The sequence below is a fragment of the Collinsella sp. AF05-9 genome (assembly GCF_003465595.1).
In the GTDB taxonomy this organism is placed as follows: Bacteria; Actinomycetota; Coriobacteriia; order Coriobacteriales; family Coriobacteriaceae; genus Collinsella.
Genome location: NZ_QSBB01000047.1, coordinates 1 through 11,194, shown reverse-complemented (window position 1 = coordinate 11,194; position 11,194 = coordinate 1). Strand labels below are relative to the sequence as shown.

Below are 11,194 nucleotides of genomic sequence, written 5' to 3'. Positions count from 1 at the left end.
TTCCCGGTTCGACGAACAGCCGATCGTGTCAAATGTGGTCTAACAGAGCCAAAAAGTATGGGAGGCATTGGTTTGCCGTGTCTGGTTCATGGGCTGTCCAATCAAATTGAAGAAATGGAGTGAACCGGTTCGACAGTCAGTATCCATTTGAAGGCCAGGCTCGACAACCTACGCTGCGTAGACATGCGCCAATCGAACGAGCGCGGTTTTTTGGACACTCATCCTGAGTAGTCATTTAAGAACGTCCCCAATGACTACTCATTTATGTCTGTCCCCAATGACTGGGCAACGGCAGCGAGAGCCCCGATGTTTTGGCAACGACAGCGAGCGACGTCCAGGACGAACAAGTTGGCATGAAAAAGGCAAGGCATAGACCTTTTGGTCATGCCTTGCCTTTTGAATGACAAATTGTCGTCCTGGGCGGCGCGCAGCGTCGGCCGGTCCGCCGTTCGGTAGAACGGCGGAACCTACTTGACGCCGTACTGCTCGTAGTAGGCGTCGATGGCGGTCTTGAGCTCGTCGTCGATGACAACCTTGCCGTCGATCTCGTGGTTGTAAAGGGTCTCGACGACCTCGGCCATGGAGACGATGCTCGCGACGGGGAAACCGTACTTGGCCTCGATCTCCTTCTGCGCGGTGGTCACGCCGCCCTTGCCGACCTCCATGCGGTTGAGGGACACGATCAGGCCCTTGATCTCGACATCGGCAGCAGCCTTGACCTTGGGATAGGTCTCGTCGATGGACTTGCCGCTGGTGGTGACGTCCTCGACCATGATCACACGGTCGCCGTCCTGGGGCTCATAGCCCAGCAGGTTGCCCTTGTCGGCGCCGTGGTCCTTGGCCTCCTTGCGGTCGCAGCAGTACTTGACCTCCTTGCCGTACAGCTCGTGGTAGGCGATGGCGGTCACGACGGCCAGGGGAATGCCCTTGTAGGCCGGCCCAAACAGGACATCAAAGTCGTCGCCAAAGCTATCGTGGATGGCCTGGGCGTAATACTCGCCCAGCTTCTTGAGCTGATAGCCCGTCACGTAAGCGCCGGCGTTCATAAAGAACGGGGACTGACGGCCGCTCTTGAGCGTAAAGCTGCCGAACTTAAGGACGTCGGACTCAACCATAAACTTGATGAACTCTTGCTTGTAAGCCTCCATGCGGGCTCCTCTCGTAATCGCGTACGTGCCTTCCAGTTTAGCGCAGGCAGGGCGTCGGTGCGGGCGCGCTTTGGGGCCTCAGCATTCTGTAAAGGCTTTGTCAGGGGCAATGGTTTTCCAAACAAAGGGGTTGACACGGCAAACCCCCTCATCAAAAATACGGGCGGATTAAAACGGGTACGAGATACCCAAAGCGCGCCGCGCCCGGCCTTAAGGAGGTGTGCCATGGAAGGCAGTCATAGTCGAAAAACCTGCATGTCGCCCTCGGCACGCCGCGAGGATTCCGCACGCGCATAAGCGCCACGAACCGATCGTCAAAACCACCACAAAGGTGCCTGTCCCCTTTGTGGCGGTTCGAGAGCATGACGTGAGCGACATCTAGGTTTTTTGAAGCAAATACGACACGTACGCTAACTCCCTTCAACAAGGAGGACCCTATGCTGATGCTCAAAACCGCTACGGTACTCGAAGCTATCTCCAAGCGCCGCCGCACGGCGCGCCCTGCCGCTCACACCGGCCTGTCCAAGAACACCATATTCGCCGCCACCCATAGCGCCGAGGACGCCCTCGTGCTGCTTGACGCCAGGGCTGGCGGACTCGGTACCGAGCACGCCGCCGAGCGCCTAGACGCCGTCGGCCCCAACACCATCGAGGCGCCGACCAAGACACTCGCCCGCCGCATCGCCGACGCGTTCATCGACCCCTTCGCCGGCATCCTCGCCGCGCTCGCACTGGTCTCGCTCTACATCGACGTGCTCGCCGTGCCCGAGCCCCAGCGCGACCCCTCCACGGTCATCGTCATCGGCATCATGCTGCTGGTATCGGGCGGCATGAAGTTTATCCAGGAAGCCCGCAGCGGCAATGCGGCCGAGGCCCTCAAGGACCTGGCCTCCAACACCTGCTGTGCCCTGCGCGACGGCGAGCGTATCGAGATCCCCTTTGACGAGCTCGTCCCCGGCGATGTAATCCGTCTCTCTGCCGGCGATATGGTGCCGGCCGATGCCCGCATCATCACCGCGCGCGACCTGTTTGTGATCGAGTCCGCACTCACCGGCGAGAGCGAGGCCGTCGAAAAGACCGCTGCCATCACCGTCGCCGAGGGTGCCGACAGCTCCGCGCTGCCGCTCTCTGCCTGCAAGAACATCGTCTTTACCGGCACCTCCGTGCAAAACGGCACCGCTATGGCACTTGTCGTAGCCACCGGCTCGGACACTTACCTGGGCGGCATCGCCAAGATGCTCAACGGGCGCGGCGAGAAGAGCGCGTTTGACCGCGGCGTCTCGAGCGTCTCCATGTTGCTCGTGCGCCTGATGCTCGTTATGGCGCCGGCGGTCTTTGCCATCAACGTCGCCACCAAGGGCAACGTCATCGACGCGCTGCTGTTCGCCACGAGCGTGGCCGTGGGCATCACGCCGCAGATGCTCCCCGTCATCGTGACCTCGAGCCTGTCGCAGGGCGCCAAGGACCTCGCCCGTCGCCAGGTTATCGTCAAGGAGCTACCGGCGATCCAAAACCTCGGCGCGATGGACGTCCTGTGCTGCGACAAGACCGGCACCCTCACCGAAGACCGCATCGTGCTCGAGCGCTACCTCAACACCGACGGCAACGAGGACGCGCGCGTGCTGCGCCATGCGTTTTTGAACAGCTTCTTCCAGACCGGCCTCAAAAACCTTATCGACCTGGCCGTTATCGACCGTGCCGATGTGACGCCCTCGACCGTCGCGCCCGATTCCATGCTGGGCCAGAGTCTGCGCGACCGCTATACCAAGGTCGACGAGGTTCCCTTCGATTTCTCGCGCCGTCGCCTGAGCGTAGTTGCCGGCGACGCCCAAGGCAAAACCCAGATGGTTACCAAGGGCGCTGCCGAGGAAATGCTCGAGATCTGCTCCTTTGTCGAGGTCGATGGCATCGCTCAGCCGCTCACCGACGAGAAGCTCGCCCAGATTCGCAAGCAGGTCGCCGGGCTCAACGCCGAGGGCCTGCGCGTGATTGCCGTGGCGCAGAAGACCGATCCGCGCTGCGTGGGCGAATTTGGCATCGCCGACGAGTGCGACATGGTGCTGATGGGCTTTTTGGCCTTCCTCGATCCGCCCAAGGCGAGTGCCGCGGGCGCCGTCGCCACCCTCGAGGCCAAGGGCGTGGCGGTCAAGGTCCTGACCGGCGACAACGATCGCGTCGCCGCCACCGTCTGCGAGCAGATCGGTATCGACGCGAGCGATGTCTTGCTGGGCTCCGAGATCGATGCGCTCGATGACGCCGAGCTTGCCGAGCGCGCCGAGCACACCCACCTCTTCGCCAAGCTCTCGCCGCTGCAGAAGGCGCGTCTGGTGCGCGTCATGCGCGAGCTGCTCGGTCACACCGTGGGCTTTATGGGCGACGGCATCAACGACGCCGCCGCCATGCGCGCGAGCGACTGCGGCATCTCGGTCGATTCGGCCGTCGACATCGCCAAGGAATCCGCCGATATCATCTTGCTTCAGAAGGACCTGGGCGTGCTCGAGCGCGGCATCATCGAAGGCCGCCGCACCTACGGCAACCTGCTCAAGTACCTCAAGACCACGGTGAGCTCCAACTTTGGCAACGTACTGTCCGTGACCGTCGCGAGCCTGTTCCTGCCGTTTTTGCCCATGAGCGCCCTGCAGCTGGTGTTGCTGTCGCTGGTCTACGAGATCGTGTGTATCGCGCTGCCGTGGGACACCGTCGATGACGCCTGGACCGCCCGTCCGCGCGCCTGGGACGCCGCGTCCATTAAGGGCTTTATGCTCGAGTTGGGTCCCGTGAGCTCGCTGTTTGACATCGTAACCTTCGCCGCGCTCTTCTTTGTGGTGTGCCCTGCCACCGTAGGCGCAAGCTGGTCCGAGCTCGCCGGGACGGGCAACGCCGCAGGCATGGCGGCCTTTGCGACGCTCTTCCAGAGCGGCTGGTTTGTCGAGTCCATGTGGTCGCAGACGCTCGTGATCCACATGCCGCGCTCCCCGCGCCTGCCGAGCCCGCGCGACCACGCCGCGCCCGCGCTGTGCGTTCTCACCGTGCTGGGCCTGGCGCTCGTCACCTGGCTGCCGGCAAGCCCCATCGCCGATGCGCTCGGCCTTACGACGCTGCCCACGAGCTTTTTCGCGCTGCTCATCGGCATCGTCGCCGCCTACATCGCGCTCACCCAGCTGGCAAAGCGCCGCTACATTGCCCGCCACGGCGAGCTACTGTAGCGCCCGAATTGTGGCGCGCGACCCATCAGGCGGTCAAAAAGTCCCGTCTCAAGTTAAACCACTCATTTAAGCACGTCCCCAATGAGTGCGGCGGAATGGCTCCCCTTGACAGCTTAAAGCCGTCATGCAGGAACCATTCCGTCGCAGCCTTATGAAAGGGACTGGGTTGTAAATGTTGGAGAAGAGCCGTTAGCGCCCAGGGGTCAGGATCACCAGGGCGTCGTGCTCAAAGGGATGCTGAGCCACGCGCACGGTGCCGTCACCGTTGTCGCGAACGGGCAGCTTGGCGACGCGCTTGTCTTCCATGTCGAGGACCGTCGCCGTCCAGCCACGCGCGCCGTCGAGCTTAAACTTGAGCGCCGTGGTGCGCGGCAGGTACGTGACGACGCGATCGCCAACGCGCGCCACACGAATGGCCTCGCGCGCGTCATCGAGGAGCTCCTGCGCCGGAACCACGGCAAGTGCGTCGTCGCCAGCCGTAGCACCCAGGCCGGCAAGCACATGCTCGATCGCGCCAAAGTCCCAAACGCCCGCAAACTGCAGACACTCCTGCCAGCGGAACGGCATATCGAAGCCCTCGCCCAACACCGAGCCCTGGCTCTTGCTAGTCTGCCAGTTCCAAACACCGTGCGCGCCATAGGTCACACCCGCGCTGGCGCCGGCAAGAATCGACGACCATACGCTCGCGCGGCAATCCTGCGCGGTGAAGCGCCAGTACACATTGCGCGACGCACCCATCTGCTCGTAACAAGGCTCAGAGTTGACCATCGGCTTTTTAGGGTAGTTGGCGATAAAGTCCTGCGGCAGACGCCATGCCTCGGGCTGGCCCTCGTAGTTGTGGCCGGGCTGGAACATATAAAAGTCCAGACGGTCCAGATACTGCGCCGGAATGGTGCGATTGGCGCGGTTGATATGCATGGTGCGCAGCGCCTCGGGCGCGCGCTTGACGACCTCGTCGAGCGCGTCCTCGTAATAGGCGATCGCCTCGTCGCCGGCAAAGTCGGTATCGCCCGTCACCACGTAGACGGGGTTGAACTCGCCCAGGTTCTCGACGACGCGGGCAACGTGGACGCGAACCTCCTCACGCGGCATAACCTCGGCGCCGCAACGCTCGGCGATCTTGGCACCCCAGGTACCGGGCACGTAGTTGCACCACATAAGCACGAGCGCCGGACGGATGCCGTGCTCGACGGCAGCACGGCACATGGCGGCGGCGCGGTCCCAATATGCCTGGTTGGGACGGGACCAATCAAAGTGCACGCCGTCCTCGCTGGCATAGGGCCAAATGCCCAGGTCGGGGCAGCAGCGGTCCCACTGCGGCAGCGTGTTGATCTGCAGCACATTCATGCCCTGCTCGGCACGGCGGGTCAGGTAGTAGTTCCAGTCATCCTCGGCAATGCTCGTAAATGCGCTCCAGCACGTATCGGCAAACCAGAAGAACGGTTTGCCCTCGCACAAAAAGCCATCCTGGCGACCGTTGACGGTCAGCTTTCCCAAACTCATCTGCATGTCCTTTCGTTTGATAAAGGATTTGCGAACCGCCGAGGGCTTTCGCGGTAACCCCGCGCGAAAGCCCCCGCCGCTTGGCAAACCATCGCGGGCGAATACCGTCCGCCCCATCAGTCTACCTTGCAAGAAGGGCCCCGCCGGGCTTACGCCTGACGGGGCCCTGTCGTGTAGGTGAGGTCATATGTGACCGAACGGTTTGGCCTTAGGCCTCCATCTCGGCGAGTTCCTCCTTGGAGAAGCCGCAGGCAAAGACGACGGCAGCGGCGATGACAAAGGAGATTGCCATACCAACAATAGCCCAGACGGTGTTCATCTGGCCACCCTGCAGGTAGTTGGTGAAGACCAGGAAGTTGGAGGCACCGCCTGCGAGGTAGTAGGTAACACCCATGAGGCCGGAGAACACAGCGCCGATAGCACCGCCGATGAACATGCCAAACATGGTGCGACGGAAGCGCATGAGGATGCCGAAGAGCGCGGGCTCGGTGACGCCGCCGGCGATGGCGGAGATGACGTAACCGATGGCGAGAGACTTCTCGTCGGGGTTCTTCATCTTGAGGAAGGCACCGAAGGCGCAGCCCCAGACAGCGGCCATAGCGCAGTTGGTGGAAACGAAGACGAAGGGATCGTAACCGGCAGCGATGATCTGAACCTGGGCGAGCAGGATGACGGGCATGTGCATGCCGCAGACCACGAAGAGCTGCCAGAAGGCGCCGAGGATGGCCATGACGATCAGGATGCCGATGCCGCCAAGGTCAGCAAGGCCGAAGAGGGCGTTGGCGATCAGCGTACCGATCTCGTTGCCGATCGGAGCGAGGACGATGAAGGCGATGGGGATGGTGACGATCATGGTGCAGAACGGCGTGAAGACCGTGGAGAGCACGTCGGGCATGACCTTCTTAAAGAACTTCTCGATGAAGTAGAGGACGGGCACCGAAAGGATGATCGGCAGGACGGACTGCTGATAGTTGGCAGCGGCGATCTGGATGCCGTAGACGGAGATGATTCCGCCGCCCTCCTGGGTGGCGACGCTCACCACGGAAGGAGCCATGAGGGCGCCACCGAGCAGCATGCCGAGCACCGGGCTGGCGCCGAGCTTCTTAGCCGCGGCATAACCCAGGTAGATGGGGATAAAGGTGAACGTGGCCTCGTACAGCGTGGTGTAGAGGAACGTATAGGTCGGGTCGTCGGCCGAGAGCACACCGAGCATGGTGGGGCCGAGGACGGCCGCGATGGTACGGAACAGACCGCCGGCCATGAGCAGCGGGATGAGCTGGGTCATGGAGCCCGACAGATAGTCGAGGATGATATTGGGCAGGTTCTTGAGCTCGAACTTCTCCTTGGGAGCATCGAGGTTCTCGTTGACGGCCTCACCCTGCTTGACACCGGAGATGGCGACGAACTCGGCGAGCACCTTGGGCACGTTCTGGCCGATGATGACCTGGAGCTGGCTGCCGGCAAACTGGCAACCCAGAACACCCTTGACCTTCTTGATCTTCTCCACGTCGGCCTTGCTGTTATCCTTGAGCGTCAGACGCAGGCGCGTCATGCAGTTGGTGGCAACGGAAACATTCTCCGCACCGCCCACGAGCTCGAGGACATCGGTGGCAATCTGCTTGTTATCTACTGCCATGGGACCCCTCCCCATATCTTCGTGTGCCAGCCCCCTTGGGCTTAGGCACGCCTTTGGCCCGGCGACTATAACCCCTTACGGTTGCCGGACCCTTGGATACGCTTTTGTAAACAAGGTGTTTACTGAACGTTTACGGGCTTTAGTTTACACGGAGCGCCGAATTTATGGCAATTTTGCCGTCTACAGTCCGGTGAACGGTAGGAAATCGGGGGTGAACGTATTTGAATGGCGGGAGATGGTCTCTTTGACCCTCTATTGATATATAGCCATTTACGTGGGATTTTATTTTGATGAACACCTCACTGATCTGTTAACTCATCAACAGAATCCCTGCTAGAAGCTAGTAAACATACGTTTAGTAGTTCACGACGTGTTCAATTTTGCCGTTTACCGAGTTCATCTGGTTATTCTTCAATTCTAGATTACACTAAACATGTTTAGTTTGTATTGCCGCAGATGCCAGGCATTCGCGGCGCAAGGGAGGCAGCTCATGGAACTCAAATTGTGTACCTACGCAACCGTCACCACCTTGGGCGACTTTGGCCCCTGGATCAGCAAGGTCGTACTCGACCTGCCCTGCACCGTGCGCGCCAACGACATCGACGCGAACACCTTCCATATATATGTAGAGCGTCACGAGCGCTCGGGCGATGTTCTGATGCGCAAGGAACGCGGCGCCGACCATGCCGCGCCCTCCGTGGGTTACATCGACATTCTCGCCGCATATCCGTGCGACGAGAACGGACGTAAGCTCGCCGTGGGCACCCATGTGGCGCTCGAGGTCGCCGAGCAGCGCCTGACCAAAAAGATCGAAGGCGGCGTCATGGGCTCGCGCATGCTCGATGACCAGTTGCACATCACGCAGCTCGCGGCTCTTCCCGGCAACGACGGCGACGATCCCACCTGCGGCCTGGTCTTCGACACCTGCCGTGGCGATATCTGCCCTGCGCTCAAAGGCTGGAGCAACGACACGCAAAAGACCGCCGTCGACGGTATCGCGCTCGAATACGGCTTCTTTGAGCCCAGCTTTAAGGCCGAGGACTCGGCATGCTTCAACCCCTTTGCGCCCGAGGCGACGGTCGTGCCCCAAAGGGCACCGCTCGTGGTGTATCTGCACGGCGCCGGCGAGGGCAAGGGCGCCACGCAAGGCGAAGGCGCTACGCGCGCCTATATCGGCAACCGCGTGACGGCCATTAGCCAGGCGCAGATCCAGCGCTACTTTGGCGGCTTTGCCTGGGTGCTCGTGCCGCAGTCGCCCACGTTTTGGATGGACAACGGCGTCGAACAACTCGGTCGCTCCAACCAGAGCATCTACTCCTCCGTGCTCAAGGCGCTTATCGACGAGTTTGTCGCCGAGCATGCCGACCGCATCGACACCGACCGCATCGTGGTCGCCGGTCTTTCCAACGGCGGCTTTATGACCCTGCGCCTGTGCGCCGACTACCCCGATTTCTTCGCCGCGGGCCTTCCCTGCTGCGCCCCGTGGTACAACGCCACGGACGAGGACGTGGCCGCGCTCGCCAAGACGCCGCTGTGGTTTACGCACTCCAAGGGCGACGAGCTTGTGTCACCGCAACAGACCGTGCTGCCGCTGTTCGCGCGCCTGCGCGGTGCCGGCGCCAACGTGCATCTCACCTACTTTAGCCATGTCGAGGACCTGACCGGCGTGTATCGCGAGGCCGACGGCTCGGCCAAGAAGACGTTCAACCACGGCGTGTGGATCCACCAGTTCAACGACCTGTGTTATCAAGACTTCGACGGGGGCAACGTACTCATCGACGGTGAGCCGGTGGGCTGCTGGGAGTGGTCGGCCAGGGTCGAACGGTAATCTGTCCCAGCGCGGGGGCCGGGGTTTAGCTTTGCAAACGTCCTCGGGCATGCATGGGCCGGCGCCTTGCGCTTCGCGCTGCGCCGCCCCATGCCCCCTGCGGAATGTTTGCAAAGCTAAACCCCGGTCCCCGCTGCGTTTCCATTGTCATTGGCCCTGGCCGGGCGCTTCCGGCGGACCGCCGGGTCGGTGGCGATGTGAGCGTGGGTCCCGTCTTGCCTTGCGTGTAACTGGCTGAATTGATTTTGATTGGAGCTGTTCCTATGTCCCAGAAGTTGACTCGGGTGATTGTTACCACTGATATGGAAGTCGATGATATGAACTCGCTTGTTCATTTGGCTCTGTATCTCAACTTGCTTGATGTTCAGGCTGTGGTGTATACGGCTTCGCAGTATCACTTTCTTGGGGATGGGGTTCATACGCTCGGCGAGGTGAATTCGCATTGGCGGACCAAAGGGCGGCGCTCTTATGAGTGGGCTGTTGTGCCTCATGAGCCCGATCCGCTGGCTGGCGAGCTTCGTGAGTATCGGCCGTTTCCCGAGCATTGGATTGAGAGTCTCTGGAGTAATGAATATGCCCAGGCTTGGCCGCAGTTGCAGGCAAATGCGGACGCCGCCGGTGAACCGCCGTTTCCCACGCCTGCCCAGATGATCGAGCGTACGTTTGTGGGAAATGTTGCCTTTGAGGGTGATGTGACTGAGGAAACTGAGGGGTCTCGCGTAATTGCGCAGGCGATTCTGGATGATGATCCGCGTACGTTATGGTTGCTCAGCTGGGGTGGTATGAATACGATCGTTCGCGCCCTCATGAGTATTGCCGAGCGCTATCGCGCCACGCCCGAGTGGCCCGCCGTGCAGCAGCAGGTCTATCAGAAGGTGCGCGTGATGGGCGTTGCCGATGGCGTGGGACAGGACAACTCGTGGCTCGACCATGGGCGCGAGCTCTTTCCCGAGCTCATCTTTTGGCGTACGCCCTATATGTATGGCAACTATTTCGACGCCAAAACAGCTCAGCCCGATACGCTGCCGCTGTTTAAGGCTCCCTGGCCCGAGCAGAATCTCACGCAGGGCAACGGCCCCCTCATGGCACGCTATATGCTCTATGGCGATGGTAAGGTCTACGAAAACGAACCCGAGCGCTTTCAGTTTGGCAAGCATGCCCGCCTGGATTGGGGCCTGGAAGGCATGCCCGCGGTGCAGTTTGAGCGCGGCGACTTTATGGCCGAAGGCGACAGCATGACCTATATTCCACTGCTGCCGTTTGGCCTGCGCGGCATCGACGACCGCGACTTCGATACGCTGCTGGGCCGCATGTTTCTTGATGGACACCCCGATGCGAGCGCGCCCGCCGGTTTTGCCTCCATCGGCACGCCCGCAGACGACAATCTCAATCCCTATCTGCGTGCCTATCAGGAAAACTTTGCCGCCCGCGCGCAATGGTGCGCCCATGATCCGGCCATCTGCTCGCATCCGGCACATGTTGTCGAGGTCACGGCCGACCGCAGCGCCGCAGCCGGCGAGCGCGTCGCCCTTGCGGCAACCATCGTCGATCCCGACGACAAGGGCTTCGATGCACATTGGGATGTGGCCGTAGACCCATCGAGCTATGCAGGCGTCCAGGATCTGTCGATGTGGCAAGGATGCACGGTGGACACCGCTTTCATCGTGCCCGCCGACGCGCAGCCCGGTGACCGCTTCGTACTCACGCTTACCGTGCAGACGCGCGCCGAGCGCCCCTGCAGCCGCTACGCCCAGGTCGCCGTGACTGTGGCATAGCAAGGGCGACGCCCACATTCGACAAAGAGTGTCCCCAGGCGCCAATGAACTGCCTCCCATTTCTTGGACACAAGAAATGGGAGGCTTTTTTATGGCTG

Annotated in this window: 6 protein-coding genes; 3 read left to right on the top strand and 3 right to left on the bottom strand. The window is 61.4% G+C overall.

The window, feature by feature from the left end:
• Window positions 1-467: 467 nt before the first annotated feature.
• Entirely contained in the window at window positions 468-1,148 is a 681-nt protein-coding gene (pyrE, locus tag DWV43_RS09370; protein ID WP_117818318.1) for an orotate phosphoribosyltransferase, read from the bottom strand.
• A 437-nt stretch (window positions 1,149-1,585) separates the two neighbouring features.
• Here pyrE and mgtA point away from each other — a divergent pair, with 437 nt between their 5' ends.
• Window positions 1,586-4,354 (top strand): magnesium-translocating P-type ATPase, encoded by a 2,769-nt coding sequence (gene mgtA, locus DWV43_RS09365; RefSeq protein ID WP_117818316.1) that lies wholly within the window; start codon window positions 1,586-1,588, stop codon window positions 4,352-4,354.
• A gap of 189 nt (window positions 4,355-4,543) precedes the next feature.
• On the opposite strand, the gene DWV43_RS09360 is transcribed toward mgtA, so the two are convergent.
• Together DWV43_RS09360 and DWV43_RS09355 are read right to left on the bottom strand one after the other, a co-directional pair.
• Window positions 4,544-5,857 (bottom strand): DUF4038 domain-containing protein, encoded by a 1,314-nt coding sequence (locus DWV43_RS09360; RefSeq protein WP_117818314.1) that lies wholly within the window; start codon window positions 5,855-5,857, stop codon window positions 4,544-4,546.
• A gap of 208 nt (window positions 5,858-6,065) precedes the next feature.
• Window positions 6,066-7,493 carry a PTS transporter subunit EIIC gene (locus DWV43_RS09355; RefSeq protein ID WP_117818312.1) on the bottom strand — a complete coding sequence of 476 codons (1,428 nt, stop codon included), beginning with the start codon at window positions 7,491-7,493 and terminating at the stop codon, window positions 6,066-6,068.
• Window positions 7,494-7,983: 490 nt separating this feature from the next.
• Between DWV43_RS09355 and DWV43_RS09350 the strand changes: the two genes are divergently transcribed.
• Together DWV43_RS09350 and DWV43_RS09345 are read left to right on the top strand one after the other, a co-directional pair.
• On the top strand, window positions 7,984-9,321 hold the full coding sequence (locus DWV43_RS09350) for a prolyl oligopeptidase family serine peptidase (RefSeq protein WP_117818310.1): 1,338 nt from the start codon (window positions 7,984-7,986) through the stop codon (window positions 9,319-9,321).
• Window positions 9,322-9,584: 263 nt separating this feature from the next.
• Complete coding sequence (locus DWV43_RS09345; protein ID WP_117818308.1) at window positions 9,585-11,096, top strand: nucleoside hydrolase-like domain-containing protein; 1,512 nt, start codon at window positions 9,585-9,587, stop codon at window positions 11,094-11,096.
• The last annotated feature ends 98 nt before the right edge of the window (window positions 11,097-11,194 follow it).

Excerpts from the sequence above, each read along its gene's own strand:
- pyrE (WP_117818318.1), bottom strand. The coding sequence starts at position 1,148 with ATGGAGGCTTACAAGCAAGAGTTCATCAAGTTTATGGTTGAGTCCGAC.
- DWV43_RS09355 (WP_117818312.1), bottom strand. The coding sequence starts at position 7,493 with ATGGCAGTAGATAACAAGCAGATTGCCACCGATGTCCTCGAGCTCGTG.
- DWV43_RS09345 (WP_117818308.1), top strand. The coding sequence starts at position 9,585 with ATGTCCCAGAAGTTGACTCGGGTGATTGTTACCACTGATATGGAAGTC.
- DWV43_RS09350 (WP_117818310.1), top strand. The coding sequence starts at position 7,984 with ATGGAACTCAAATTGTGTACCTACGCAACCGTCACCACCTTGGGCGAC.
- DWV43_RS09360 (WP_117818314.1), bottom strand. The coding sequence starts at position 5,857 with ATGAGTTTGGGAAAGCTGACCGTCAACGGTCGCCAGGATGGCTTTTTG.
- mgtA (WP_117818316.1), top strand. The coding sequence starts at position 1,586 with ATGCTGATGCTCAAAACCGCTACGGTACTCGAAGCTATCTCCAAGCGC.